This is a genomic window from Lysinibacillus sp. GW823-FHT06C08 (genome assembly GCF_058795135.1).
On record NZ_JBXAHN010000004.1, the window covers coordinates 137,905 to 164,748 of the forward strand.

The following is a 26,844-nucleotide window of genomic DNA, read 5'->3' on the forward strand; positions in this document are numbered from 1 at the left end:
CAGTTTCTAAATTTTCGTTTCATTTTATATCTTTTTCGTCGCTTGCGCATGTTTTACTTTAATTTGTGGTTTTCCAAAACGTCTTTCTATAGTTCCTTCTATAAACAGAATTTCATCTTCTATTAACAAGTCTTGAACGAATTGGAAAACTTGTGGGAATAACGTAGCGGAAACAGCTCCATGCTCATCCTGTAACTGGACAAAGGCCATCTGTTCTCCTTTTTTGGTACGAATTTTTTTTACTTCTTCAATGACACCAATCATTTTCACATACGTCCCATCTCGCATCTGCTTTAACTCACGACAAGTACTATTCACATCAGCCCAATATAGTCTTTCTTGCGTAACGGGATGGGCAGAAATGTAAAAACCTAAACTTTCCTTTTCATGCATCAATTTTTCCTTTTGTGGCATATCATCCACCTGCATATATTTTGGCTTTCCAAAGCTAAATTCTGTAGCAGTTGATATATCAATATCCTCAGTTGGTCGTAGGAGTTCAGCGTGTTTTAATGCAGCGTCTATTGTCATGATCAGTACTGCACGGTCTTTCTCTAAATAATCTAGGGCTCCAGCATAAATTAATGCTTCTATTACTTTCGGTTTAAAATGCTGTGCACTTAATGCCACAGCTAAATCAAAAAGATTATGCAATACCAGAGGGTTTGATTGGCGCAAAGTATGGATATTCTCTATAAAAGTATGAGGGACGCCTTTAATTCCTGATAAGCTATAACGTATCCCTTCTTGCTCAACAGTAAAATATTTTGTACTGTCCTTTAATGAAGGTGGATAAAATGGGATACCTTTGTCCTTGGCCTCTTGCACTAGCTGTTGAATTTTATCTATATTTCCCGTCGCATTAGATAATAATGCGGCGTAAAAGCTTTGAGGGAAATGAGCCTTTAGATATGCCATTTGATAGGAAATAACACTATAGGCTACAGCATGACTTTTAGGGAATCCGTAATCGGCAAAACGGACAATTAATTCGTACACCTCTGTCGCTACCTGTTGATCATAGCCTTGTTTTAATGCCCCTTGCACAAAGGAAACCTGTTGCTCCTCTAGCACTTGGCGATTTTTCTTACTAACTGCACGGCGAAGTAAATCTGCTTGTCCCATTGAGAATCCTGCAAGCACAGAGGCAATTTTGATAATCTGCTCTTGATAGACAATAACACCAAAAGTCTCTTGTAAAATGGGCTCTAGCACAGGGTGAGGCATAACAACCATTTCTTTGCCGGCTTTTCGTTTAGCATAGACAGGTATAAATTCCATTGGACCTGGACGATAAAGTGCGTTTACAGCAGCAATATCTAAAAAGTGTGTGGGATGAATGTCTCGTAATGCTTGTTTCATTCCTTCTGATTCTAATTGGAAAATACCTGATGTATCACCCTTTTGCAATAATTGAAAAGTCTTTTCATCATGCATAGGAATTCGTTCAAAATCAATCCACGGTCCACCAGCTTTATAAATGGACCAACGCATTTGCTCCAAAATAGTAAGATTACGTAACCCTAAAAAATCCATTTTGACGAGACCACATGCCTCGATATCCCCCATCGGCCATTGTGTGCAATAGATGCCTTCATGTCCATCCTCTATAGGGACTGTATTTACTAAGGGGGATGGTGCAATAACAACGCCTGCCGCATGGGTAGAGGAATTTCTCGGTAGCCCCTCTAATTTTAGCGCTACGTCAAACCATCGCTGATGTTGCTCATCCTCAGAGAGCCAGCCCTGTAAATCATAGGATTCTTCTAAAGCCTTTTGTAATGTAATGCCTGGTTTATTAGGTATCATTTTCGAAATTTTTTCCAATGTCTCTGCGCCGAAACTAAATACTCTCGCGACATCTCGAGCAACTGCTTTTGCAGACAATGTACCGAATGTAATGATTTGCCCCACATTGGCTTTACCATACTTTTGTGCAACGTATTGGATTACTTGATGTCGTTTACTATCGACAAAATCAATATCTATATCAGGTAAAGATATCCGTTCAGGATTTAAAAATCGTTCAAATAATAAACCATAGGCAAGGGGGTCCACTTGCGTAATAGCTAAACTATAGGCAACCAGTGACCCAGCGGAAGAACCACGACCAGGTCCAGTCAAAATGCGATTGTCTTTCGCAAAGCGCATAAAATCAGCTACTACTAAAAAATAATCAGCGTAGCCCATTGAACATATTATTTCAAGCTCATATTGTAATCGTTCTCGGTAACCATTCGGAATATCCATTTGGTTGAACCGCCCCTCTAATCCGGCAAATGCTTCTTTAACAAGTAAGCTCTCAGCTGTTTCACCAACTGGCACAGGAAATTTAGGCATTTGTACAGACATTTCTGGGATGATAGCGTGACAGCTAGCAAGCATTTGTCCACAAGATTCAAGCCATTCTGGTCGATCAGCAAACCAACTTTGCCACTCCTGTGCTGTAGGTGCAAAATAACCTTGTAAATTAGCTGTTAGCATCGTATCACCAAGCTTGTCTCCTGTATCGATAGCTCTTGCTACCTCGTATGCAAAATGATCATCAGGACGTAAAAAATAACAGCTTTGAACGGCTACAAGTGGGATCGCCTGCCCTTCACACCACTCTATAAGTTCTTTCTCATTAGCTTGCGTTACCCCTCCAGGTCTGGTAATTCCCATATAAAAATGATGCTGAAAGAGATGGGCTAAGGCAGATACTAATGCCTGCCAATCTTCTACATCACCTATATCATCTGAAGAAAGTAATGCCAAGCAGCCTGCTGCATAGCCCTCTAGCCATTTCCAAGGCAGCACTTCATCTTCCCTAATTGAAACTGCACTACTTATCTTCAATAAATGCTGATAGCCCTCCTGAGATTGCGCATACAGCACAAGAGGAAACGTTTTATCATGCCATTGCACATTTATAGAAAGGCCAATGACAGCATGTATATTTGCTTGCTGCATGGCTTTACAAAAAGGCAAAAGCCCGTACAATTTCGTATTTACGATTGCACAGGCTTGTGTCTTTTGTTCTTGTAAAAAAGGAATCAATTGCTCAAGCCGAATTGTGCTTTTCAATAAATCCGCGCTCGTATGCATCTTTGTGTATACGTGTGTCAAATGAATCCCTTCCTTTTCTTTTTAATGATACGCTTTACAAATCTCTTGTAATCTTTCGATGACGTCATCTGCCTCTTTCCATGAATAAGCCGTAGCTCCAGAAGCGAGCGGATGTCCACCACCATTAAATTCTTTTGCTAATGTATTAATAATAGGACCCTTCGAACGTAAACGCACACGAATTTGATCCTCTTCTTCAATAAATACAACCCACGAACAGATCCCTTTAACACTTCCTAGGCATCCTACCAGTAACGATGCCTCTGATGGTACAATATCATGTTCTGCTAATAATTCTTTTGTTAGCTTTACATGGGCTGCTCCATACTCATCCATTGTAAAGTTTTGATAAATATAGCCCTGTAAATTCAGCAGTTTTTGCTCCATTTCATACATACCATCAAAAATTTGATTTCGATCAAAATCATATGTAATCAGGTCTGCGGCTACTTTAAATGTCTTAGCAGTAGTACTTGGGAATTGGAATCTACCTGTATCCCCTACAATTCCTGCAAATAATAATCGTGCAGCAGTATCTGACAGTTGCCAGTTCGCCACTTCCTTACCTTCCTCATACAGCTCGTAAATCATTTCACTGCAAGAACTTGCTGTCGTTTCCACCCATAAAAGATCACCATAGGCATCATCATTTGGATGATGATCAATTTTAATCATCATTTTTCCCTTTGTATAGCGTTGATCGTCAACACGTTCTGTATTAGCTGTGTCAGTCACAATGACTAAAGCATGCTCATAAACGTCATCCAATACTTGATCAGGCTGTGCCATAAATGTTAAAGAAGCATCATGGTCACCTACAGCAAAAACCTTTTTCTCCGGATAATTTGCTAAAATCAATTCTTTTAACCCAAGTTGTGAGCCATATGCATCTGGATCTGGTCGTACATGACGATGAATAATGATTGTTTCATAGGCAGCAATTGTGTCGATGATTTGTCTTTTCACAATAAATTCCTCCAAAATGATAGTAAGAACCGTTAGCATTTTTTCAAAATTATCGTTACAATAATGTCTAGTTATGCTAGGAGGTTTACTATGCTCAATTTAATATTTGTGTTTGCGATAATTATATCTTTTGTCTTTTATTTTTATTTTAAAACAAAACAGTTCCGTTCTTCATTACCAATCGCTAAAAATTGGTATAAAAGTAAGGCGAATATCGGCTTCGGTTCCTTCCTACTGTTTTTCGGATTCAATCAAGCCTACTTATTCCCTAGCTTATATACATTTATAATTGTAGCAATTCTTGTCGTGCTAGGCATCTTTGTCGTTGTAGAAAATACGAAAAAAGCGCGTCATTATGGTCAGTTTGTTGAGGAAGAATTCCGCATTAATCGATAATATGTAACAAAGGGATGACCAAGCAATTGCGCTAGGCCATCCCTTTCAATCCTTAACGTTCTAAAAGCTGGAACATCATCATTGCCTTACCAACAAGTATTTGTTGATTATACACTTCAAAATCCATTTTCACAAACTTACGACTCATGTCTAATATTCGTGGCTTGACTGTAAGTGTACTTTCCATTTGTACTGGTTTAATAAAGTAAATGGTCATATTCTCGGCTACTGCATCTCCACGTTTTCGACGCTTTAATGCAAATGAACCCACTTCAGCTAATAGAGTCGTGAAAGCACCGTAAGAAATCGCCCCGTATTGATTCGTCATTTGCGGTGTAACTTTAAACTCCACAACGAGCTCTTCATCACCAAGTACCTTCATCTCATTTTTCACTAAATCATCAATAGTTTCACCATGCTGTGGCTGTCTTTGAGCTAGCTGTAATGCTTTAAGTACGTCCTGACGACTAATGACTCCTTGTAAAATATTATCATCATTTACGATTGGTAACAGATCAATACCTTCCCAAATCATACGATGCCCGGCTGAAGCAACACTCATCTTCATGGAGCCAGCAATTGGATTCTTCGTCATAACCTTTTCAACTAGCTCATTTTCTTCTCGACCAATAACGTCTTTTACAGTAATCATTCCGACAAGTTTATTTTGATGAGTGACAACTGGAAAAGCCCCATGTGTTGTGCGTTCATTCAACTTCTGGAAATGTCGGATAGTTTCATCATTTTTTAACGCTGCTGTGTCAGTCATAGGAACATAAATATCTTCAATAAATAAAATATCCTTTTTGATGAGCTGATCATAGATCGCTCGGTTAATCATCGTTGCTACAGTAAACGTATCATAGCTAGTTGAAATTATTGGTAAATCCAATGAATCTGCAAGCTGTTTATTGGCATCCGTTGTATCAAAACCACCTGTAATTAAAACAGCAGCACCTGCACGAAGGGCATTTTCATGGGCTTTAATACGATTCCCTACAATCAATAAGCTACCCGCATCTGTATAGCGCATCATGTCTTCTAATTGCATGGCCCCTATGACAAATTTCGTTAACGTTTTATGTAGACCAGATTTTCCACCTAAAACTTGACCATCTACTATATTGACAATTTCTGCAAAAGTTAAGCGTTCAATATTTTCTTTCTTTTTCTTTTCAATACGAATTGTTCCAACACGTTCAATTGAACTTACTAAGCGACGGTTTTCTGCTTCTTTTATAGCACGATACGCAGTCCCTTCACTCACTTGCATTTCCTTCGCAATTTGACGTACTGAAATTTTATCGCCCACTGGTAGTGACTCGATGTATTGTAAAATTTTCTCATGTTTTGTAGACAAAATATCACCTATTTCCTAAGCTTCAATTCTGCTCTTAGTGTACCATATTTTTTATAAAAATATTTAATATAAAGTGATCAAATTGTTTAAAAACCCCCACCATTTCAACTACCAGCGTGGTGTCAATTCATATAGTACAGCGTTATCAACGATTAGAAACAGTTTACTTTCTCACCAGCTTTTAAAATTTGAACCTCTGAAATTTGTACTAAATCAGCAAAAACCTGTGGATCTTGCTTGATAGGTGGGAATGTATTGTAATGAATAGGTACGACAATCTTAGGCTTTAAGAATGAAACTGCACATGCAGCGTCTTCTGGACCCATTGTAAAATTATCACCGATTGGTAGGAATGCTATATCTATTGGATGTCGTTCACCAATTAATTTCATATCACCAAATAGAGCTGTATCGCCTGCATGATAAATCGTTAACCCTTCAACAAATAGTAATATCCCTGCTGGCATACCCATATAAATAATTTCATTTGTATCTGTTACATAAGAAGAGCCATGGAAAGCTTGCGTAAACTTCACCTTTCCAAAATCGAATTCCTTAGCCCCTCCAATATGCATTGGATGTGTTTTTACTCCCTGCCAGGAAATCCAATTGGCTAATTCATTTGGAGCAATAACTAGCGCATCCTTTTTCTTCGCTAGTTCTACGGTGTCTCCAACATGATCATTATGACCATGTGTTAATAAAATAATATCTGGTGCTTCCTCAGCAACCTTTAAATCTGTTTGTCCATTACCGTTAATAAAAGGATCAATTAAAATTGTTTTCCCATTTGTTTGTATTTTGACAATAGAATGTCCATGATAGCTTATTTCCATCTTCATGTCCTCCTTGATTTATAAATGAAAACCCCTCCATTTTAATTCGCTACCCATGCGCTTTTTACCTTTTTTTGATATGCTTGTACAGAGAATAATCGTATCACTTCTAACAATTTTATACGTTGTTAGATCACAATTATTCAGTGATAAAAAGGAACAGCTATTTTCTTTAGAAAGTCGAAGGTTCCTCATTAAAATTTCCCATGTACTAAAAAGGAGGACATATTTATGTCAAAGGTTGAAGAAATCCAAAGTTATTTGCAGCAAAATCACATTGATGCGGCATTTATCACTACACCTGACAATGTTTTTTACGTTTCAGGCTTTAAAAGTAATCCTCATGAGAGATTACTAGGTGTCATAATTTTTAAAGATGCTGAACCTTTTCTAATTTGTCCGCAAATGGAAATTCCAGATGCAAAAGCGGCTGGCTGGTCTTATGAGGTTATTGGCCACCAAGACACTGACAATTCGATGGAGGTCCTTGCACAAGCCATTACATCACGTGACATTCAACCAACTACGTTTGCCATTGAAAAGGCACAGCTCATTGTGGAACGCTTAGAGGCCCTACAGCAATCCTTCCCACAAGCAAATTTTGTACGTCTAGACGAAAAAATTAATGCAATGCGCGTAATTAAGGATGAAAGTGAATTAGACAAATTACGCAAAGCTGCAGAGTTAGCTGATTATGCTATTGAAATCGGTTGCAGGGAAATTGCTGAAGGTAAAACAGAAATGGAAATTTTGACAGCCATTGAAAATGCTATTCAAGATAAAGGTTGTAAAATGTCCTTTGAAACAATGGTACTGAGTGGACCAAAAACAGCCTCTCCTCATGGTCATCCAGGTGCACGAAAAATAGAAAAAGGGGATATGGTACTATTTGACCTTGGTGTCATTTACGATGGCTATTGCTCTGATATTACACGTACAGTTGCCTTTGGAGAGCCAAGTGAAGCACAAAAAGAAATTTATCATGCTGTGTTAGCAGCTAACCAAAATGCCGTTTCAGCTGTGAAACCTGGTGTCCGTGCTATGGACTTAGATAAAATCGCACGCGATACGATTACCGAAGCAGGATTTGGAGAATATTTCACACATCGTCTTGGACATGGTCTTGGCATTTCTGTACATGAATTCCCATCTGTTACAGGAACAAATGACATGACAATGGAAGAGGGCATGGTCTTTACGATTGAGCCTGGAATTTATAAATCAGATGTAACAGGTGTACGTATTGAGGATGATGTTGTTGTAACAAAAGATGGTGTGGAAGTATTAACAAAATTCCCGAAAGATTTAATCATTCTATAAGATAAAAAGGAAGCGTCCAAATACCTTCCTTCAGACTGTAGACAAACTCAAAAACTTTGAGAGTTTGCCTATAGTCTTTTTATTCCATTGAACTATGATCTTTACTAGAGAAATGTTTGGAAGAAAAATCACAAAATCCTTCGAGAGTGATTTTCTCGAAGGATTTTTTATTTTTACATCTAATTATTGAATAAGCTCATCCACATTTACATATGGAAGTCCTTGTGAATCTGCAACAGCTTTATATACTAGTTGTCCATCTAAAGTATTAACACCTTTTTTCAGTGCAACATTGTCTAGGCAAGCTTGTTTATAGCCTTTATTCGCAATTTGAAGTGCGTAAGGAATTGTATTATTTGTTAAAGCAATTGTTGATGTACGTGGTACTGCTCCAGGCATATTCGCAACTGCATAATGTACAACGCCGTGTTTTACGTATGTTGGATCATCATGTGTTGTGACACGATCTGAAGAAGCAAAAATACCGCCTTGGTCAATAGCTATATCCACTACTACAGAGCCTGCTTGCATTGATTGAATCATTTCTTCTGATACAAGCTTTGGTGCTTTTGCGCCTGGAATTAATACGGCACCAATTACTAAATCTGAAGTTTTTACAGATTCTGCAATGTTATAAGGATTAGAAATCAATGTTTGAACATCACGACCAAACATATCTTCTAATTGGCGTAAACGCTCAGGGCTTAAATCGATAACTGTTACGTCTGCTCCCATACCAACAGCGATTTTCGCAGCGTTAGTTCCCGCGATACCACCACCGATAACTGTTACTTTACCGCGTTGTACACCTGATACACCGCCAAGTAAAATACCTTTACCAGCATGATTTCTCTCTAAGAACTGTGCTCCGATTTGTGTAGCCATTTTACCTGCTACTTCACTCATCGGTGTTAATAATGGTAGTGAACCATTTGCTAATTGAACTGTTTCGTAGGCAATCCCTACAACTTTTTTATTTAAAAGTGCCTGAGTCAATTCAACTTCTGGCGCTAAGTGTAAGTAAGTGAATAAGATTTGACCTTCATAGAAGTAATCATACTCAGAAGCTACAGGCTCTTTTACCTTCATAATCATCTCTTGTGACCAAGCTTCTTTAGCCGTTTGCACAATATGGGCACCAGCTGCAATATAATCAGCATCCGTAAAGCTTGATCCTAAGCCTGCTCCAGTTTCAATGTACACCTCATGGCCTGCATGTGTTAAAGTAACAACTCCTGCTGGTGTCATTGCTACACGATTTTCATTGTTTTTAATTTCCTTTGGAATACCAATTTTCATAGTTTCCTATCCCCTTCCATTACGTAAAAAATCAGCATCATTTATGTAATTAAAAATTGATGCACCCCTTGCAATTCCATATTACCAAACAAATAAAAAAAAAGCTTTAATTAAAATAAATACAAATAAAATTTCTAACATTTTCAAAATACAAAATATTTAAACGGTGATTTTACAATTTAAATTATTATATTTATAAAATAAAAAGGAAAATTATAGTGATATATACTCCTCCATTTCGAAAGCCAAAATTACGTTTACACGTTGCTAATAGTGGGAATTAAGTAATTATATTTTCTTCATGAAATGCCTTCACTTTTTCATAATTTTTCTTCCGGAAAGTATTTCCTTTAGGAAATCATTTGGTATAATCAACATATACAAATCAGGGAGGTTTTTTAAATGGCTAATCATTATAAAAGCATTGTGGTTGCAGTAGACGGTTCTAAGGAAGCTGAATACGCTTTTCGTAAATCAATTGACGTGGCGAAGCGTAATGAGGGTTCTGTATTAAATTTAGTGAATGTTATTGATACACGTTCATTCGCTGCAATTGAAGCATACGACCGTTCCATTGCAGAACGTGCTCAAGCATTCTCTGAAGAACTATTAAATGGTTACAAAAAGCAAGCTGAAGATGAAGGTATCGCAAATGTTAACCTAATCATCGAATATGGTTCTCCAAAAAATATTATTACTAAAGAGCTTTCTAAAATTGTAGACGCAGATCTAATCATTTGTGGTGCAACAGGTCTAAATGCAGTAGAACGTTTCCTAATTGGTTCAGTATCTGAAGCAATTGTACGTTCAGCTAATTGTGACGTTCTTGTCATCCGCACACCTGAAAACTAATCAGCAATACATAAAAAGGTATCCTACTGTAGGATACCTTTTTGAATTCTATGAGCAATTACTTGCCCTCTTTCCACATTTTCACTTTTTCAAAGAATAAAGCAAGTGCCTGCTTATTTTGCATATTTGGTACTTTTGCTAAAAGCACTTCTTTAGGTGATTTACATTCCTTCGATTGCTTTTGCAAGATGACAATGCTCTTTTCTAATGATTTATTGGCAAACATGGAATCAGGTAGTTGAATAATCGCTTGAATCCAAGCATGCTTTTGAATGTATTTATGAAGTTGCTTAGACTGCTCTGAATCAAAAAGATGTGATGGCGCAAGGAAAAATAAGTAGCCACCTTCCTTTGTATAATTCATAGACTGCTCAATAAATAAATGGTGGGCATAGCTCATTCCCTCAGGCGCGCACAATTCATACTCAAGGGCAATTTCTTCATTTGGATAATAACCAACAGGTAAATCACATACTACTGCATCAACAGGATTTGCCAATAAATCTTGTAAGGCATCCTGACGATATAAAGAAATCGGTTGCTCTGTTAAATCAGCTGTAGCTGCAGCCAAACGTATAAGTAGCTCATCTACCTCTACACCAGTAGCCTCCACTTTACCATCTAATAAATTCATAACTGTTAGTAATAAATTTCCTGTTCCTACTGCTGGATCCATAATCGAAATTTTGTCATGCTCAAGACGTTCAGCAAAGATTTGTTCAACAAAATAGCCCACTAATAACCCTAACGTATCAGGCGTCATTTGATGGTTTGGTTGTGAACTTTTACGCATTCCTTTTAGAATGGTAATTTGAATAGACTTGCGAATATCCTCTTTTGTTGCATCCTTTTGTGAGAAATCCACTTCTCCATCAAGCCATGCCTCTAGCCCATCTAGTAACCCCTCTAACAAAGTTGTATTGTGTTCTTTTTCGATTTTTTCAGCATGCTCATTTAGCATACCAAATAATTTCTCGATGTTTTCCATAGATAACTTCCTTTCAAGCAGAAAAGAGCCGTGACAAACACTCGTCACAGCCCCTTTGTCTAGTATTATCTTAGCCTAAAAGCAGGCCATTATGCTAGTGCTTTAACAGCTTCAATAGCCGCTTCATAGTTTGGATGGTCTGTTGCCTCAGGTACATACTCAACATATGTTACTTTATTGTTTGCATCCACAACAAATACTGCACGTGTCAGAAGACGTAATTCTTGAATGTACACGCCATAAGCCTCACCAAATGAAAGGTCGCGGTGATCAGAAACCGTTTGAACGGCATCAATACCTGCTGCCCCACACCAACGTTTTTGAGCGAATGGAAGATCTACAGATACTGTATAAATCACTACATTATCGCCTAAGTTAGCTGCTTCTTCATTGAAACGACGTGTTTGCGCATCACATACACCAGTATCTAATGATGGTACTACACTAAATAAACGAATTTTCCCCTCGGAATCTTTTAATGTTACAGGTGAAAGGTCATTCGCTAATACTGTAAAATCTGGTGCAGAATCGCCCACCTTTACTTCATTACCTACTAGTGTCACTGGACCATTTTTAAATGTTACTTGTGCCATATAAACGCCTCCTAATCTTCATATGTACATAATATTACTAAATGAAGGGAATTAATTGCAACTAAGATAGCTTACTTTATTCTAAGTGTTAGCTAGTAATAGAAAAGACTGTCTCTTCATTTGAGACAGTCTCTTGTTTATTGTTCATTTTTTTCTTCTAGTTTTTCTAGCTCAGGTTTTCCCTCTTGTTCAATAGACACTATAAGCTCTTCCTTTTTCTCTATAGCAAGTGGCGCCAAGTTCTTTTCAATATAGACTTTCTCATGCACCACTGTTGTATCGGCAAAATAGTCATGCAACCCTTGATTGTCTGGCAAAATAACTACCAAAATATAGAGAGGCATCACAATATTATTAATAATACGCCCAATCCATTCACGGAATAACACATCTGACCAAGTAAGGTTATCATGCTTTAATGAAATTACACGTAACCCAAATACCATCTTCCCTAGCGTTTGACCAAAGAATTTCGTCATAAGGACAAAATAACTGTAATAAAGAATCGCCGATATAATGGAGATTGGAGCATACCAAACTGATTCTGATAAGGACCAGTCCATTAAATAAAAGATAGGGTTAATGAGTATGCCAACTACAGCAGATACAATAAATCCATCCAATAAAAATGCCCACAATCTGATCCAAAAGCCTGCCGTTTTTAATGTGTAGTTTTTTTGACTTGTTGAATCTTCCGTGCCATTGTTAAAAAAGCCATTTTCCATTGAGGGTGAACCTTGCATAACAACTTCATTGTTTGTCATTGAACTCCCTCCTTAATATTCACCGTATAAATACATCATTTTCGGTGCATTGTAATCCGTCATAATTTTCATTAGCATTTTTTCCTCTGCAGAAGGACCGAACATAGAGCCAATTTTCATTCCAACATAAGATTGCCATCCGCCCATATCATAGGCATATTCAAATAATGCAGCATCTTCTAGTCCAAAATCTGCGCGTAAGGCTGCAATGGCAGCTTCTTCGTCGCCAATTTCATCAACTAAACCGGCTTCAAGTGCTTTTGTACCGCCAAGGATACGTCCATCCGCCACTTTCTTCACATCAGCTTCTGACATATTACGTCCTTGTTCAACGATATCTACAAATTCTTCGTATGTTTCATTAATCATATCCTGCATCATCGCTCGTTCCTCTGGTGTCACATCACGCATTGGACTTAGCATATCCTTATGCTCGCCAGATTTAAACGTTTCGAATTTGACACCTACTTTTTCAGCCAATGCTTGATAATTAATAGATTGCATGATTACACCAATCGAGCCTGTAATTGTATCCCGATGGGCAAATATTTTATCTGCTGGAGCTGAAATATAATAGCCACCAGATGCTGCCATCGAATCCATCGATACATAAATTGGAATTTGTCGTTCTTCTTTAATTTTTAATAGCTTTTTATAAATTTCAGCAGATTCTTTTACCCCTCCACCCGGAGAGTTAACACTTAAAACAATTCCTTGAATCGTATCATCGTACAAAATATTATCCAATTGATCTAAGAAAAATTGATGATCATATGCAACAGGTTGCCATAGTGAACTTGATCCAATATCTTGGATTGTTCCATCTACCTTTAAATAGGCAATCCTTTTATCATAATTATCTCCTTCAATTACATTTTCATATACATCTAGGTTATTTCCTGCCATTAAACTGTCAAAATTACCTAGGAAATCTGCTTTAAATAGTGCAAAAATGGTATTAATCCCTAATGAAAACAGTAAAAGAACACCAGCCACTATTAATGCAACCCACCTTTTAACATTCATGTCTTTCCGCCTCCTTAACTCGTAATACGTATGACTTGCTCATTTGTTTCATTTTTTTGCAATAATATGCAAAAAGTTTTATTCTATTTATTTCCTCATAATACCTTACCTAAAAATATAAAAAAAATCAAAGTTCATTTCTTTGCATGAACTTTGATTTTCGACATTATTTCCTAGGAAATGATTATTGTACAAGATGTTTTAATTCTTGTTGTCTTAATTCAACACGTCTAATTTTACCAGATGCAGTTTTGGGTAACTCAGTAACAAATTCAATAGCACGTGGGTATTTATAAGGTGCCGTTAATGATTTGACATGATTTTGAAGGCATTGAATAAGCTCTTGATTACAATTAACACCATTATGAAGGATAATGAATGCTTTAACGATGTTCCCGCGAACTTTATCGGGACTTGCAATGACAGCAACCTCTTTCACAGTCGGATGCTTCATCAGCGCATCCTCTACTTCAAAAGGTCCAATTGTGTAACCTGAGGAAATAATAACATCATCTCCGCGGCCTTCAAACCAAAAATAGCCGTCCGCATCTTTATAAGCTCGATCCCCTGTTATATACCAATCACCACGGAATTGTAAATTAGTACGTTCAGGATCATTTAAATATTTTTTAAAAAGTGCAGGTGTTTCTCGATGAACAGCAATATCACCTACTTCTCCTATAGCAACTGGCTCGCCAAAATCGTCTATAATGTCAACCGTATTGCCTGGCGTAGGTTTACCCATCGAACCAACTCTTGCGTCCATACCAACCATAGTCCCTACAAGAAGTGTATTCTCAGTCTGACCATAACCATCTCGCACTTGTAGATGGAAAGTGTCTGAGAATTTTTTAATGACATCACTGTTCAATGGCTCACCTGCTGAAACAGCTTGTCGAATTGAACTGATGTCATACTCCTGTAAATTTTCAAGTGCTGCCATAAAACGATATTCTGTCGGTGTGCAACATAAGACATTCATCTTAAATTTTTCAAGCAACGCTAAATATGTTGCTGCATCAAACTTTCCTTTATAAACAAATGCAGTGGCACCGCTGCCTAAAATCGCGAGAAACGGACTCCAAATCCATTTTTGCCATCCTGGTGCTGAAGTTGCCCATACAATATCATTTTCTTGTACTCCTAGCCAGTGTGGGGCTGTTGTCCGTAAATGTGCATAGCCCCAGCTATGAGTATGCACAGCAGCTTTCGGGTTACCTGTTGTGCCACTTGTGTAAGCTAAAAAGGCATGGTCTGTACTTTTTGTTGGTGTAGAACTTATGTAAGTTGTTGGTTGCTTTCGCATTTTGTCTACTAACGGCTGCCATGGTTCATGTGCATTACCGATAACAAATTGCTGTATATTTTGTAAATTCCCTACTTGATCAAATTGCTCAATATAAGGCTCAAAGGCTACAACAGCTTTAGCATCAGCATGATGAATACGATACTCAATATCTTTTGTTCTTAGCATTTCAGAGCTTGGAATGATTATTAAACCCGCTTTTAATGCAGCAATATAGACAATGTATGCTTCTACTGAGCGTGGTACCATCACTAAAATGACATCACCTTTAGTTAATCCACTTTTTGTAAAGACATGTGCCGCCTGATTCGCTCTTTCAAGTAAATGTGCGTAGGTGATAAATTGTACATCAGAATGCTCATGATAAATAATCAATGCATTTTTAGTTGAATCCTTTGCATATTTTTCAAATTCATCTGTTATGTTATACCATTCTGGTGCTACTAATTCTTGTCTATTCATGGCAAATGCCCCCTTTTGTTAAGACACATTATACTCCTTTTCTAGTATTTTCAATGGTTTACACTTGATTTAAGTAAAGTCATGACAACTATCATGCTTAGCTATATGGCATCAGTCACGTTTTGTCGATAGGAAAACTTGCTATTGAATACATATGAAAAGTATGGTACATTTTGGTCAACTATAAGCAAGATTGCAGGGGGACTCATAAAGAGTTGAGAAGGTAAAACCTGACCCTTTGAACCTGTTAGTTAATACTGACGTAGGGAGCAATGAACATCGTTTTTTCAGATGAAAGGCTCTTTTTCGTGCATTTTTACGTAAAAAGGGCCTTTTTTGCATGCTTACGTCCACCAATAAAGGAGGACTAAAATGATTTTTCAAACAATTCGTCAACAACAACCGCTTATTCACTGTATAACTAATTATGTCGTGGCTAATTTCCAAGCCAATGGTCTATTGGCATTAGGTGCCTCTCCTGTCATGGCTGATGATAGCCATGAGGTGGAGGAAATGGTCGCCATTGCAGACGCTCTTTTAATCAATATTGGTACACTAAATGACCGAACAAAAGAATCAATGCTGTTAGCAGGAAAAAAAGCAAATACCCTTGCCATTCCTGTTATATTAGATCCGGTTGGCGCAGGTGCCACAGTTTATCGCAAGGAAACCGTACACCTATTACTTTCAGCTATACAATTTGCAGTCATACGCTGTAACAAGGGTGAGCTTGCGGCATTAGCCAATGTAGAATGGCAACAAAAAGGTGTTGATAGTGGTGAGGGATTTATTGCCATAGAGACTGAGGCTACACTATTGGCTCAACGCTACAACTGTATAGTCATTGTTACAGGCAAACATGATTTTATGACAGACGGTGTGCAGAGCCAATGGATTACAGGTGGAAATTCACAAATGACTGAAGTAACGGGTACAGGCTGTTTACTTAGCGCTATATGTGGAGCAGCCTTCTCTTCAGGAGATGATCCGTATAGCCAATTAGCGGAAACACTGACATACTATAAAAAAGCAGCTGAGTTAGCATCCGCATTTACAGAGGATATCGGGGATATTCAAATTGCTTTGCTTAATGCCTTACATCGTCTTTCAAAGGAGGGTGAGGCATCATGCATATTGTAACGACAATTGCAGGCTCGGATAGTGGCGGTGGCGCTGGCATTCAGGCTGATTTAAAAACATTTCAGGAATTAGGGGTTTTTGGCACCTCCGTTATTACAGCATTAACTGCTCAAAACACAATTGGTGTAACAGGGGTTTTCCCAATTGACGTTGACTTTGTTGAAAAACAATTTCATGCATTACTTGAAGATTTTTCGATTGCTGCGATTAAAACAGGGATGCTTTATTCCTCGGAAATTATTCAAGGTATTGCACACATTATTGACGATTTAAAAATCCCACTAATTGTTGATCCCGTTATGATTGCAAAAGGTGGAGAAAGCTTACTGCAGCAAGAGGCTATCGAGGCCATGCGCATGTCTTTACTTCCTCTTGCTACAATTGTGACACCAAATATACCAGAAGCAGAGGCACTTACGGGAAGAAAAATAAATCATTTCTCGGATATGGAGGAAATTGCTCAATGCTTTTTCCAACTAGGTGTTCAATGTGTCATCATTAAAGGTGGGCATCTACCCAATTCGTTATATGCAATTGATTATGTATTTATAAAAAATGACAAATCATTTTCCATGCAGTCTCCTCGTATTTCGACGGAAAACACACATGGTACAGGTTGTACATTTTCAGCAGCTATCACGGCTTTCCTTGGTCAAGGTTTGTCCATTGAAAAAGCTATTATCGAAGCTAAAAAATTTATACAATTAGCCATTATGCACGATTTAGACATTGGTAATGGTCATGGGCCCACAAATCATTTTGCTTATCAGTTGCATAAAGGTGCCTGCGAGGTGAAATTACTTGAAACGTGAAGATTTACAGCTTTATTTTATTATGGGTACAAGCAATGTTTCCCAACAGGAACCTTTAGCTGTACTCGAACAAGCGCTGCGGGCTGGCATTACTATGTTTCAATTACGTGAAAAGGGTCCTAATGCATTAACAGGATTAGCTTATGAGCAATTTGCCCGCCAATGCCAAAAACGATGTCAACATTACCGTGTGCCGTTTATCATTAACGATGATGTGGATCTAGCAGTTCGACTTGGTGCAGATGGTGTTCATATTGGCCAAGATGATGAACAGATTGCCATTGCACGTAAAAAAATGGCAAACCGGCTCCTTGGCGTTTCTGTACATTCACAGGAAGAGCTACAAACGGCTATTGACCATCATGCGGACTATGTAGGAATTGGACCTATTTTTGCCACAACATCTAAAAGTGATGCACAACCACCATGTGGCACAATTTTTTTACAGCAAGCTTCCAAATTGCAGCCTAACTTTCCCATTGTAGCCATAGGTGGAATAAATTGGACAAACGCTAATGTTGTTTTGCAAGCTGGTGCTGACGGAGTTGCTGTTATTTCTGCTATCTGTGACAGTAAGGATATTGAACAAACAGTATCCATGTTTAAGTCTTTATCTCGCATAAAAAAATGATTGATAAACAAACTAAAACCAGTGCCTTTTACGGTCACTGGTTTTGAGTTTATAAATGCTTAGTTAGCATTTATTAGTTGTTGTTGTTTGGCATACCTTTTAATTGAGATTCTGCCATTTGTACAAGACGTTTAGTGATTTCACCACCAACGGAACCGTTAGCACGAGCTGAAGCGTCAGCCCCTAATTGAACACCAAATTCTTGTGCAATTTCGTATTTCATTTGATCAAGTGCTTGTTGTACACCAGGTACTGCAAGCTGGTTTGAACTGCGGTTGTTGTTTGAAGCCATGTTTCTCACCTCCTTGTGAATATAGAATGTGCGTTATTAGATTTTTAATACAAAAAAAATAAAGGTAAAATGTACCTCTATTGGCATTCGGCGAACTATACAAAAAAGCCGTCTCAAATAAGCTATTTGAGACGGCTTTTGAAATTTTGATTTATAAAAGATCAGCAAACTTATCTTGCTTTTGCTCTTCTTCTTTCTTAGGGAAAATATAGACCTCACGATTTTTGACCGCGCGTGCTATCAGTTCATCAAAATCAGAAAAGCTTTCGTAATGCTCAACCTTTTCGAGCTTAGGCTTTGTTTTAGGACTAGCAGGCGTAAAGATTGTACAGCAGTCCTCAAAAGGCTGAATAGATGTTTCATATGTGCCGATTTGTTCAGCTAACTCAATGATTTCTAATTTATCTGATGAAATTAACGGTCGTAAAATAGGTGTATTCGTTACTGCATTTATTGCTGTTAAGCTTTCAAGTGTTTGACTTGCTACTTGTCCAAGACTTTCTCCTGTGACAATCGCAAGAGCACCGATTTCTTCTCGCACTTGATCTGCAACTTTTAACATCATACGCCGAGTTGTTGTCATTGATACATTAGAAGGTACTTTTTCTTTAATCAGAACTTGTATTTCAGTAAAAGGAATAACATGTAATCGTATATTAGCTCCAAATTTCGTTAACTCATTTGCAAGCACTTTTACTTTTTCCAATGAATTTTCGCTTGTATAGGGCGGACTAAAAAAGTGAATGGCTTCTAAACGGACTCCGCGTTTCATCATTAAATAACCTGCAACTGGACTATCAATACCACCTGAAAGCATTAACAATGACTTCCCGTTTGATCCTACAGGCATTCCGCCTGCACCTGGAATGACTTGTGCCATCATATAGGTTGCATCATGGCGGACTTCTACACGTAACTCAATATCAGGTCGCTTCACTTTAACAGATAAATTATTAAATTGAGGTAAAACATATCCACCAATCTCCCGTTGAATCGCGTGTGATTCTAATGGGAAGGTTTTATCGGTACGTTTCACTTCCACTTTAAATGTATATGGCTTTTCTTTAAATGTCTCCATTATCGTAATCGCCAGTTTTTTCATACTTTCCATATCTTTTTCACATGCTGCAACCGGACTAAATGATTGAATACCAAAAATTTTAGGCAAACCTGTTACTAGTGTTTGCATTTGTTCTTCATTCTCTATCGCAATAAACATTCGATCACGTTCTGTACGAATATGGAGATGTCCTAAATCAGCAAATGCATGACGGATATTTTCACGTAAACGGCGGATAAAATCCATCTTGTTGCGACCTTTTGTAGAAAGTTCGCCATATCTAATTAAAATTTCTTTCCAAATCATTACTTTATTTCTCCTTTAAGCTCTAGCATTACTTCTGCTAATACTTGTTTAAACTTTTCAATATCTTCGACCGTGTTATGTGCACCAAAACTAATACGGATAACACCTTTTTTATAATGCTCATCTAGATGCAATGCTTCAACAACATGACTTGTTTTAGTTTGCTTCGAAGAACAAGCACTGGATGTAGATACAATAACGCCTCGTTTTTGCATCGCATTAATGATGACTTCTCCTTTTAAATCGCGAACACTGAAAGATATAATATGTGACGCTCCCTGCGGAGTCGATAAAATATGAATAGCTTCTCCATATTCGTGTAACTGTGCAAGTATTTCATCATGCCATTGACGATAATTTTTTGCATGGTCATTCATGGTTTCAACCGCCATCCGAGCTGCCTTAGATAAAGCGACAGCTTGTGGAACAGCAACAGTCCCACTACGCAATCCAAATTCTTGGCCGCCACCAAGTGCATATGGCTGCCATCTTATCGCTTTACGGAATGCTAATACACCAGAGCCTTTAAAGCCATGAATTTTATGACCTGAGATTGAAATACAATCCGGTCCCTCTTCACCCTTAAAGGATACAGCCAATTTTCCAAAGCTTTGTACAGCATCCACATGTAAGGCTGCCCGACTCATTTCATGGATTAATTTAGCAGCTTCCTCTATCGGTTGAATCGCACCCATTTCATTGTTTACATGCATCATACTTACTAAAATTGTATCTTTTCGTATTTTTGCACGAAGTTCATCCAACGAAATAACACCACGCTGATCAACATTTAAATATTCCACTTCAAAGCCCTCTTTTGAGAGCTGTTTAACAGTCTCTAAAACTGAAGGATGTTCTATTTCAGTCGTTAAAATATGCTTTCCTATATGTGTATTGCTACGTGCTATTCCAAAAATCGCCGCATTATTCGATTCCGTACCACCTGAAGTAAATAGCACATTTTTTGCTTCTGTTTGCAAAATATCTGCTACTTGCTCACGTGCACGCATTAATAAATCATTTGCTTCAACACCCATCGCATGGATAGATGCAGGATTGGCATAATACTGCTCATTCACAACCATAAACGCCTGTAGAACTTCTTTTAATGGTTTTGTTGTGGCACTATTATCCAAATAAATTGTCTCGTTCATTATATTTTCACACACTTTCAAAACGTTGATGTAACGGTTTTTATCATAACGCAATCTGTGGAGATTGACCACTAACTTTAACGATAATTCATATTTTAATCATTAGAAAGGATCGCTCTTACAATTTTTTTAACATCGTAATAAATTCCGTTGGCGTACTAAATTCAAGCTCTTTCACAAATCCTAATTTTTCATAAAGGAATATCGCTCGCTTATTGAATTGGGCAACTGTTAAACGAAGTGGCGTAGCGTATTCTTGCTGGATATTCTTGATGATGAATGAAAAGAATTTTGTACCAAAACCTTTTCCTGTTAGCGTTGGCTTCATGCCAATACCAATATCTATATACTCTTCTGAATAAGCGTTAAAATCATGTCCTTTTGGCACTTGGGCAGCTGACCCCGTGCAATAAAAACCGATTAACTCCTCTTGTTCATTCATAATGGCGAAGTAAGGATTGTCAAGAAATTCCCGCAAGGATTCCTCGGATAATTCATTATTATAAAAATCATAGGGCTCTTCGTATTGCCAACATATAATTTCCTGAGCATACTTTTCGTTCATATTTCGAATTAATAGTTCCACTCGTATCACATCCTTTACAAAATTTAAAAAGAAAGCTGTCTAAAAAGTAATTGCTATACTTTTTAGACAGCACAAATGTAGTTTTAATTTTTTGCCATAGACTGTTCTGCAACCATTTCTTGGATGCGCTTTAATGCACCTGGCTCCATTTCTTCCACTGCTGTCCCTGCTTCCTCTAATGCTTTGGAATAACGGAATTGATGGAATGCTTCCTCAGCCTCTTTTAAACGTGCATTTAATGTCGGATTAGATGCACGATGACGATTGCCATACTGAATAATGCGTTCAATAAGCATTACATTCTCTATTAATTCATGAGCTTTTGCTTTAACATCCTCTACACAAAGTGTCGCAGCATTTAAATTATTATGAACCGTTCCCATATTAAGCGGAACTTCCTGCAGACTTTGCATAACTACATATATATGCTCTGCCGCTTCATCAAGTCGTGCGTCCATCTCCTCTGGGACTCCTGGAATATTCGCCTTATTTAGGAGACGATCTGTATCTTGTAATATTTTCTTTAAGTTTTCGACTTGAGCACGGGCCTTATTTTCATCAATACGAAGTTTCTTCATTGTATTAGACAGATGACCTTGCTCTTCATGGATTCGTTCAAGCTCTTCACTTATTTCTATTAATTCCTCTTGCAAGCTTGAATACGCAGACTTTTCTTCTTTGACACGCATGGATAATAAATCATAACGACGTTGCAGTGCTTCCAATTGCTTTAATGCAGCTTTTGGAATTTCAGCATCCTTTTCGTTTAAGTGATAGCTTTGTTGTACATAGGTTGCCTCATCACTCACTGATTTTGTAGACGTTATAACGTTTGTGATTGAGCTTAATAAACGATCACAATTTTGATCCACATAATTTTTGGCAATAACCTCTTTTTCCAGTAAATCATAAAAATGATCGATTTCTTCATTTATTTCTGTTACACGAGGTTTAACAACCATTAAATTTAGCTCTGCTAGGTCATTTTTTAACGAAGTAAATTCTTTTTCATATTTATTTAATGCTTCCGCTAATTCTAAATGCTGCAGATAGTAAGATTGGTCTTCCATTTCCCGTTGACCATTACGCAATTCCTGAACTGCTCCTGGGAGCTTAACTTGTAATTCCGTCAAAATCGTTGGGACATCATTTATATATTCGAATGTCTGCTGTGATTCCTGATTTAGGCTAATTACAATTTCCCTTGCTTGCAAGTAATTACCTTCATTCGTCAGAACATCAAATTTTTCAAACTTCTCAACAAATTCCTCTAGCTTTTTCTCCAGTGCAGGTAATGCTACACCGAAGGAATGCTGGTGTGCTAGCAATGTTTTTCTCGCAGAACGGTAATATTCCTTTAACTGTTCAATTTCAATTCTATTTTTTTCTTCGCTGCCAATTAATTCATTTAATTCTTCTAAAATTTTATCTTTATCTTGGTCACATTTTTCGATATAGTCTTCGATTTCACGTTCAATTAATGTCGCTTTTTTAAAACGAAGTCGATTAATTTGATCTTCTGCATCAAATAAAAGTGAATCGATTTTAGTCATATGTACATCGATGACTTCATCCCAAATATTGCGCCATCGTTCAAACATTTCTTCCGTTTCACCGTTCATGTTCAAAGATTTTACTTTTGAAATTTCTTCATTTATAGGTTTATGTTGTATTTGTAATTTTTCATTTTCAAGTTTTGCAATAATTGCAACATGTTTTCTTCGCATCATAAATCCTACTATGGCTAAAATTAATAGTAGGATTATCGGAATGATGATATACTCCATCGTAAGCCTCCTATTCTACAATAAACGAATTGGCTAGTTGTATTTATTATATACTATGTTTTCGCCTTTTGTACTAAAATTTAAGTGATTTTCAGAAAACTGTATTTTTGCTATTGTAAAATATTAAAATAGCGGTCTATAGATCTAAAGGAGTGGTACATTTTGAAACGTGATGGGCATATACATAGTCCTTATTGTCCACATGGCAGTTCGGACACGTTCATTCAATATATTGAAAAAGCAATTTCTCATAATTTCACAGATATAACGTTTACAGAACACGCCCCATTACCAGACGGTTTTATTGATCCTACACCACAGCAAGATAGTGGGATGAAAGCCGGGTATCTTATGCCATATATTGAAGAATTACAATGCCTGCAAAAACAATATGCGAAAGATATTCACATTCGTATTGGGTTAGAAGTGGATTATATCAAAGGATTTGAACAAGAAACTCGTCATTTTCTTGATACATATGGACATTTTTTAGATGATGCCATCTTGTCAGTTCATTTTTTACAGTGGCAGGACACCTTTGAATGTATCGACTACTCTCCCGAATGCTTTATTGATTTCTCTAAGAAAGTTGGCTCTGTTGAACAGGTATATCATTTATATTATGATACAGTCCTACAATCTATAAAGGCAGATCTTGGTCCCTATAAACCAAAACGGATTGGACACCCATCACTTATTCATAAATTTCAGCTAGCACATCATGAGAAAATAAATGACGACACTCGAATTCACCAGGTTTTAGACATTATGAAGCAAGATGGCTATGAATTAGATGTAAATAGTGCTGGTTTAAGTAAGCCATTTTGTCAGGAGCCCTATCCACCATTTGCCTTTATCAATTATTGTCATGCTATTGAATTACCTTATGTATTTGGTTCAGATGCCCATAGCGTGGCTGATTTACATCAACATTATAATGTTATATTACCGATCTAAATAACTTTTAAACGAGGTGCATATATGTTTACACTAATTAATTATGAAGGATCTATTGCTGACCAATATCTTACACTATCTAAGCAATTAGATGCACTACTAACTGGCGAAACAGATCAGATTGCAAATTTAAGCAATGCTTCTGCCATTCTTAATCAATTTTTAACAAATATTAACTGGGTTGGCTTCTATCTCTTACAAGATGATGAGCTTGTACTTGGACCATTCCAAGGTCTGCCTGCCTGTGTTAGAATTCCGGTTGGCCGTGGAGTTTGTGGAACTGCAGTGGCAACAAAAGAAACGATTGTTGTCAAAGATGTACACGATTTCCCAGGACATATCGCCTGCGATGCTGCCTCCCAATCTGAAATTGTCATACCCTTAATGAAGCAAGGTGAGATTATTGGTGTACTTGATATCGATAGTCCTACTGTAAATCGCTTCTCTCAGGATGATCAAGATGGCTTAGAGCAATTTGTTCAAACATTACTGCTTCACATATAAGGTGTTAAAAAATTGCCCTGAAATGCATTGTCATTTCAGGGCAATTTATTTTATAGTACCATTTACATTAACGCCATCCATCTTATTGGTTTGTTTGAAAAGAATCACCATGGATGCAAAAACGATTTTTACCACTATTTTTTGCTTCATATAGAGCAGTATCGGCATGTAAGAAAACAGATTGGAATGCCGGTCGGTCTTGATCATTCCATGTAATGAGACCTGCTGAAATCGTTACTTGAGGGTCCGTGGCACTTGGGATTACCTCAACGATGGCTGCTGCTAATTCTAAAGCTTCTTTTTCACTGATATTAGGTACATATACAGACATCTCTTCACCGCCCCACCTTGCACAAATCCCTCGACTGCCTATTGTTTCCCTCAACTGAACGGCAATCTGCATAAGAATTTTATCACCTACTTGGTGACCATACGTGTCATTAATACGTTTAAAATTATCAATATCAATAAGTAAAAACATCCCTGATTGATCATATTCAAGCGACTTTTCTACAAAATGATCTAGGTAACTACGTGCATATAGTTTTGTTAAATGATCCAAATCGACCATTTCCTGAAGCTGTGTTCGTAAAATAGAGTTTGCAATTGCTAAAGATGAGTGGTGGATTAAAGACTGCATTAATTTAAAGCTATCAAACGAAAAGAAATACGGCTCTTTATGTAAGACGATACTAAAGCCATTGATCTTTTCTTCCATTAGAATAGGGATAGCCATTATGGAACGATAATCAATTTGTTTAGAGGTTAATCGACTAAAATCAGCTATAAACAGCGGATCATTAGTTTGAGTAAAATGTTGTTCAACATGCTTAATATACGTTTGACCCTCTTCAGAACTAAATAACGAAGTACTTGCCCCCGTTACTTCAAAGGTGTCATCTTTTTTAAATGCGAAGCAAACTTCCATTGGTTGAAAAGATTTTAGTAACTGCTTTTGTAGGAAAAGTAACATTTCATGAATGTCAATCCTCATATTTAAACGATGTGATGTTTCATTGATAAGTTGTAAGTCACTGACGAGGCGATGCGACTGATGATATAACTTTGCATTTTCTAGTGCATTTCCTGACGCCTGTGCAAGCATCCGTACAAAATCTTTTTCAGTCGTTGAAAAAAGGTAAGTAGTTGGAGCACTTACTTGTAATATGCCATAAATTGCCTGCCTTCCTTTAATAGGTGCATTTAATAATCGGCAATTTAAATCACTCGCAAGTTCAGTTGTTAACTCTCCTGATACAAAAGCCTCAATAGTTGTAGGTCTTTCGGATAAATAATCAAAAAGCTTAATATCGATGGTCGTGTGTCGGTCTTGATCATTCGATAATATAAGCTCTACATTAAATTCAGGGAAGTTATCCCTTATATTTTTCAATACATTTTCTAAAATTAAATCGATATCCATTGTTGAATGAAATAAATCAGTCATGTTATATAGTTTTCTATATTGGTCTTCATTTATTTTTACATCTAAATTATCTCTCATCATTTGAAGAACCTGAGAAAGTATTTCTATACATTTTTCGCCGTAATCTGAGGTCATAAAGTCTGTCCAAGACTCTGTTGCCTCCACAAGTAATACACCAATGGGATTATTGCCCTCTGCTTGGAAAAGCACCATATCTGTCATCATTGAATAGGCCTGTCTTGCCTTTAATATATAAGGAATTTTCACTACTTTTTGTTGATAAAAACTAGCTTCGATCATCAGCCATGACACAGCATTTAGCTTTGTTTCAATTGTTAATGAAGCCATCTCCTCAATAGGTATTAAAGAATTACCTTCAAAACTAAGAAAAGCTGCATTATCAATTTCCAAGTGTTTCTTAAGACACTGTTTTAATGAATAAAAATACCCATTAAAACTAGCTTGTTCTTCATTAGAACTCACCCAAAAGCTCAAAACATCAGATTTTATATATTTTAGCGTTTGTAAATGGTCTGTCATGAAATCACCTTTTCTATATAACGTCCAAATCAATTACTATTAACTTATAATATATTATACATAATTTGTGTCATTTTGACTATGTAATTTCTCCCTTACTTTTACATTTTAGATTTCACAGCGTATCTTTAACTATTTCTGACACATTAGGAATGTACAGTGAGGAATTTTCTACTATACGCCTGTTACAAAATTTTAAATACTAATAATTGACGTACAAGTCCTAAGCAGTTACAATGAGGGTTGTGTAAAATAAACGCAGCAGTGGTATAAGCTTATATTGTATTTTATTCCTCTATTTTCTTCTGTACAACTACTTAGATAGTCAGCTATTAAAAATAGATGGTGTATTGTGTAACCTAACGGCTGCATA

24 protein-coding genes and 1 riboswitch are annotated in these 26,844 nt (G+C 37.1%); of the genes, 8 read left to right on the top strand and 16 right to left on the bottom strand.

Features of this window, described 5'->3' with window-relative positions; all coding sequences use genetic code 11:
• Positions 1 to 24: 24 nt before the first annotated feature.
• Together dnaE and AC1Q6O_RS12365 are read right to left on the bottom strand one after the other, a co-directional pair.
• On the bottom strand, positions 25 to 3,108 hold the full coding sequence (dnaE, locus tag AC1Q6O_RS12360) for a DNA polymerase III subunit alpha (RefSeq protein WP_089985698.1): 3,084 nt from the start codon (positions 3,106 to 3,108) through the stop codon (positions 25 to 27).
• 21 nt (positions 3,109 to 3,129) lie between these two features.
• Positions 3,130 to 4,074, bottom strand: a complete 945-nt coding sequence (locus AC1Q6O_RS12365; RefSeq protein WP_083796489.1) for a DHH family phosphoesterase — start codon at positions 4,072 to 4,074, stop codon at positions 3,130 to 3,132.
• 90 nt (positions 4,075 to 4,164) lie between these two features.
• On the opposite strand from AC1Q6O_RS12365, the gene AC1Q6O_RS12370 reads away from it, so the two are divergent.
• Positions 4,165 to 4,470 carry a YtpI family protein gene (locus AC1Q6O_RS12370; protein WP_008176828.1) on the top strand — a complete coding sequence of 102 codons (306 nt, stop codon included), beginning with the start codon at positions 4,165 to 4,167 and terminating at the stop codon, positions 4,468 to 4,470.
• 52 nt (positions 4,471 to 4,522) lie between these two features.
• Here AC1Q6O_RS12370 and AC1Q6O_RS12375 read toward each other — a convergent pair whose 3' ends face one another.
• Together AC1Q6O_RS12375 and AC1Q6O_RS12380 are read right to left on the bottom strand one after the other, a co-directional pair.
• Complete coding sequence (locus AC1Q6O_RS12375; RefSeq protein WP_008176826.1) at positions 4,523 to 5,830, bottom strand: DRTGG domain-containing protein; 1,308 nt, start codon at positions 5,828 to 5,830, stop codon at positions 4,523 to 4,525.
• Between the two features lie 152 nt (positions 5,831 to 5,982).
• The gene (locus AC1Q6O_RS12380; protein ID WP_089985696.1) at positions 5,983 to 6,666 is read right to left on the bottom strand and encodes a metal-dependent hydrolase; all 684 of its coding nucleotides are present in this window, start codon (positions 6,664 to 6,666) and stop codon (positions 5,983 to 5,985) included.
• A 231-nt stretch (positions 6,667 to 6,897) separates the two neighbouring features.
• On the opposite strand from AC1Q6O_RS12380, the gene AC1Q6O_RS12385 reads away from it, so the two are divergent.
• Complete coding sequence (locus AC1Q6O_RS12385) at positions 6,898 to 7,986, top strand: M24 family metallopeptidase (RefSeq protein WP_089985694.1); 1,089 nt, start codon at positions 6,898 to 6,900, stop codon at positions 7,984 to 7,986.
• 183 nt (positions 7,987 to 8,169) lie between these two features.
• Here AC1Q6O_RS12385 and ald read toward each other — a convergent pair whose 3' ends face one another.
• A complete protein-coding gene (gene ald, locus AC1Q6O_RS12390; protein ID WP_008176820.1) occupies positions 8,170 to 9,285 on the bottom strand; it encodes an alanine dehydrogenase in 1,116 nt (371 codons plus the stop codon).
• Between the two features lie 402 nt (positions 9,286 to 9,687).
• Here ald and AC1Q6O_RS12395 point away from each other — a divergent pair, with 402 nt between their 5' ends.
• Positions 9,688 to 10,137, top strand: coding sequence for a universal stress protein (locus AC1Q6O_RS12395; RefSeq protein ID WP_008176818.1), 450 nt, complete (start codon positions 9,688 to 9,690; stop codon positions 10,135 to 10,137).
• Between the two features lie 58 nt (positions 10,138 to 10,195).
• On the opposite strand, the gene AC1Q6O_RS12400 is transcribed toward AC1Q6O_RS12395, so the two are convergent.
• The 5 genes from AC1Q6O_RS12400 to mbcS all read right to left on the bottom strand — a co-directional run bounded on the left by AC1Q6O_RS12400 (position 10,196) and on the right by mbcS (position 15,276).
• Complete coding sequence (locus tag AC1Q6O_RS12400) at positions 10,196 to 11,125, bottom strand: class I SAM-dependent methyltransferase (protein ID WP_342530408.1); 930 nt, start codon at positions 11,123 to 11,125, stop codon at positions 10,196 to 10,198.
• Positions 11,126 to 11,214: 89 nt separating this feature from the next.
• Positions 11,215 to 11,718: a thiol peroxidase gene (gene tpx / locus AC1Q6O_RS12405; protein WP_036119564.1), complete on the bottom strand. Its 504-nt coding sequence runs from the start codon at positions 11,716 to 11,718 to the stop codon at positions 11,215 to 11,217.
• 137 nt (positions 11,719 to 11,855) lie between these two features.
• The gene (locus tag AC1Q6O_RS12410; protein WP_008176812.1) at positions 11,856 to 12,482 is read right to left on the bottom strand and encodes an RDD family protein; all 627 of its coding nucleotides are present in this window, start codon (positions 12,480 to 12,482) and stop codon (positions 11,856 to 11,858) included.
• A gap of 12 nt (positions 12,483 to 12,494) precedes the next feature.
• Positions 12,495 to 13,508, bottom strand: coding sequence for a signal peptide peptidase SppA (gene sppA / locus AC1Q6O_RS12415; RefSeq protein ID WP_008176810.1), 1,014 nt, complete (start codon positions 13,506 to 13,508; stop codon positions 12,495 to 12,497).
• 184 nt (positions 13,509 to 13,692) lie between these two features.
• Positions 13,693 to 15,276: an acyl-CoA synthetase MbcS gene (gene mbcS / locus AC1Q6O_RS12420; protein WP_342550511.1), complete on the bottom strand. Its 1,584-nt coding sequence runs from the start codon at positions 15,274 to 15,276 to the stop codon at positions 13,693 to 13,695.
• A 187-nt stretch (positions 15,277 to 15,463) separates the two neighbouring features.
• Positions 15,464 to 15,562: riboswitch (TPP riboswitch) on the top strand.
• Between the two features lie 86 nt (positions 15,563 to 15,648).
• On the opposite strand from mbcS, the gene thiM reads away from it, so the two are divergent.
• From thiM to thiE, 3 genes are read left to right on the top strand one after another with little or no spacing between them, the layout of a single operon-like run.
• The gene (gene thiM / locus AC1Q6O_RS12425; RefSeq protein ID WP_008176807.1) at positions 15,649 to 16,416 is read left to right on the top strand and encodes a hydroxyethylthiazole kinase; all 768 of its coding nucleotides are present in this window, start codon (positions 15,649 to 15,651) and stop codon (positions 16,414 to 16,416) included.
• Positions 16,404 to 17,228: a bifunctional hydroxymethylpyrimidine kinase/phosphomethylpyrimidine kinase gene (gene thiD / locus AC1Q6O_RS12430; protein ID WP_107922394.1), complete on the top strand. Its 825-nt coding sequence runs from the start codon at positions 16,404 to 16,406 to the stop codon at positions 17,226 to 17,228. Before thiM ends, thiD begins: the two co-directional genes overlap by 13 nt.
• Entirely contained in the window at positions 17,218 to 17,859 is a 642-nt protein-coding gene (gene thiE / locus AC1Q6O_RS12435; protein WP_342550512.1) for a thiamine phosphate synthase, read from the top strand. The genes thiD and thiE overlap by 11 nt, the downstream gene beginning before the upstream one ends.
• Positions 17,860 to 17,932: 73 nt before the next feature.
• On the opposite strand, the gene AC1Q6O_RS12440 is transcribed toward thiE, so the two are convergent.
• From AC1Q6O_RS12440 to ezrA, 5 genes are all read right to left on the bottom strand, one after another.
• Positions 17,933 to 18,151, bottom strand: a complete 219-nt coding sequence (locus AC1Q6O_RS12440) for an alpha/beta-type small acid-soluble spore protein (RefSeq protein ID WP_008176803.1) — start codon at positions 18,149 to 18,151, stop codon at positions 17,933 to 17,935.
• 151 nt (positions 18,152 to 18,302) lie between these two features.
• Entirely contained in the window at positions 18,303 to 19,517 is a 1,215-nt protein-coding gene (gene thiI / locus AC1Q6O_RS12445; RefSeq protein ID WP_008176801.1) for a tRNA uracil 4-sulfurtransferase ThiI, read from the bottom strand.
• The gene (locus tag AC1Q6O_RS12450; protein WP_008176799.1) at positions 19,517 to 20,671 is read right to left on the bottom strand and encodes a cysteine desulfurase family protein; all 1,155 of its coding nucleotides are present in this window, start codon (positions 20,669 to 20,671) and stop codon (positions 19,517 to 19,519) included. Before AC1Q6O_RS12450 ends, thiI begins: the two co-directional genes overlap by 1 nt.
• A 118-nt stretch (positions 20,672 to 20,789) precedes the next feature.
• The gene (locus AC1Q6O_RS12455; RefSeq protein WP_043990211.1) at positions 20,790 to 21,257 is read right to left on the bottom strand and encodes a GNAT family N-acetyltransferase; all 468 of its coding nucleotides are present in this window, start codon (positions 21,255 to 21,257) and stop codon (positions 20,790 to 20,792) included.
• 83 nt (positions 21,258 to 21,340) lie between these two features.
• The gene (gene ezrA / locus AC1Q6O_RS12460) at positions 21,341 to 23,044 is read right to left on the bottom strand and encodes a septation ring formation regulator EzrA (RefSeq protein WP_008176795.1); all 1,704 of its coding nucleotides are present in this window, start codon (positions 23,042 to 23,044) and stop codon (positions 21,341 to 21,343) included.
• Between the two features lie 162 nt (positions 23,045 to 23,206).
• Here ezrA and hisJ point away from each other — a divergent pair, with 162 nt between their 5' ends.
• On the top strand, positions 23,207 to 24,001 hold the full coding sequence (hisJ, locus tag AC1Q6O_RS12465; protein ID WP_089985679.1) for a histidinol-phosphatase HisJ: 795 nt from the start codon (positions 23,207 to 23,209) through the stop codon (positions 23,999 to 24,001).
• Between the two features lie 24 nt (positions 24,002 to 24,025).
• Positions 24,026 to 24,505 (top strand): GAF domain-containing protein, encoded by a 480-nt coding sequence (locus AC1Q6O_RS12470; RefSeq protein ID WP_342530422.1) that lies wholly within the window; start codon positions 24,026 to 24,028, stop codon positions 24,503 to 24,505.
• An 82-nt stretch (positions 24,506 to 24,587) separates the two neighbouring features.
• On the opposite strand, the gene AC1Q6O_RS12475 is transcribed toward AC1Q6O_RS12470, so the two are convergent.
• Positions 24,588 to 26,279, bottom strand: a complete 1,692-nt coding sequence (locus AC1Q6O_RS12475) for a sensor domain-containing diguanylate cyclase (RefSeq protein ID WP_492401382.1) — start codon at positions 26,277 to 26,279, stop codon at positions 24,588 to 24,590.
• Between the last annotated feature and the right edge of the window lie 565 nt (positions 26,280 to 26,844).

Excerpts from the sequence above, each read along its gene's own strand:
- AC1Q6O_RS12370 (WP_008176828.1), top strand. The coding sequence starts at position 4,165 with ATGCTCAATTTAATATTTGTGTTTGCGATAATTATATCTTTTGTCTTT.
- AC1Q6O_RS12380 (WP_089985696.1), bottom strand. The coding sequence starts at position 6,666 with ATGGAAATAAGCTATCATGGACATTCTATTGTCAAAATACAAACAAAT.
- AC1Q6O_RS12385 (WP_089985694.1), top strand. The coding sequence starts at position 6,898 with ATGTCAAAGGTTGAAGAAATCCAAAGTTATTTGCAGCAAAATCACATT.
- ald (WP_008176820.1), bottom strand. The coding sequence starts at position 9,285 with ATGAAAATTGGTATTCCAAAGGAAATTAAAAACAATGAAAATCGTGTA.
- AC1Q6O_RS12395 (WP_008176818.1), top strand. The coding sequence starts at position 9,688 with ATGGCTAATCATTATAAAAGCATTGTGGTTGCAGTAGACGGTTCTAAG.
- AC1Q6O_RS12400 (WP_342530408.1), bottom strand. The coding sequence starts at position 11,125 with ATGGAAAACATCGAGAAATTATTTGGTATGCTAAATGAGCATGCTGAA.
- tpx (WP_036119564.1), bottom strand. The coding sequence starts at position 11,718 with ATGGCACAAGTAACATTTAAAAATGGTCCAGTGACACTAGTAGGTAAT.
- AC1Q6O_RS12410 (WP_008176812.1), bottom strand. The coding sequence starts at position 12,482 with ATGACAAACAATGAAGTTGTTATGCAAGGTTCACCCTCAATGGAAAAT.
- sppA (WP_008176810.1), bottom strand. The coding sequence starts at position 13,508 with ATGAATGTTAAAAGGTGGGTTGCATTAATAGTGGCTGGTGTTCTTTTA.
- mbcS (WP_342550511.1), bottom strand. The coding sequence starts at position 15,276 with ATGAATAGACAAGAATTAGTAGCACCAGAATGGTATAACATAACAGAT.
- thiM (WP_008176807.1), top strand. The coding sequence starts at position 15,649 with ATGATTTTTCAAACAATTCGTCAACAACAACCGCTTATTCACTGTATA.
- thiD (WP_107922394.1), top strand. The coding sequence starts at position 16,404 with ATGCATATTGTAACGACAATTGCAGGCTCGGATAGTGGCGGTGGCGCT.
- AC1Q6O_RS12440 (WP_008176803.1), bottom strand. The coding sequence starts at position 18,151 with ATGGCTTCAAACAACAACCGCAGTTCAAACCAGCTTGCAGTACCTGGT.
- thiI (WP_008176801.1), bottom strand. The coding sequence starts at position 19,517 with ATGATTTGGAAAGAAATTTTAATTAGATATGGCGAACTTTCTACAAAA.
- AC1Q6O_RS12450 (WP_008176799.1), bottom strand. The coding sequence starts at position 20,671 with ATGAACGAGACAATTTATTTGGATAATAGTGCCACAACAAAACCATTA.
- ezrA (WP_008176795.1), bottom strand. The coding sequence starts at position 23,044 with ATGGAGTATATCATCATTCCGATAATCCTACTATTAATTTTAGCCATA.
- AC1Q6O_RS12470 (WP_342530422.1), top strand. The coding sequence starts at position 24,026 with ATGTTTACACTAATTAATTATGAAGGATCTATTGCTGACCAATATCTT.
- AC1Q6O_RS12475 (WP_492401382.1), bottom strand. The coding sequence starts at position 26,279 with ATGGCTTCATTAACAATTGAAACAAAGCTAAATGCTGTGTCATGGCTG.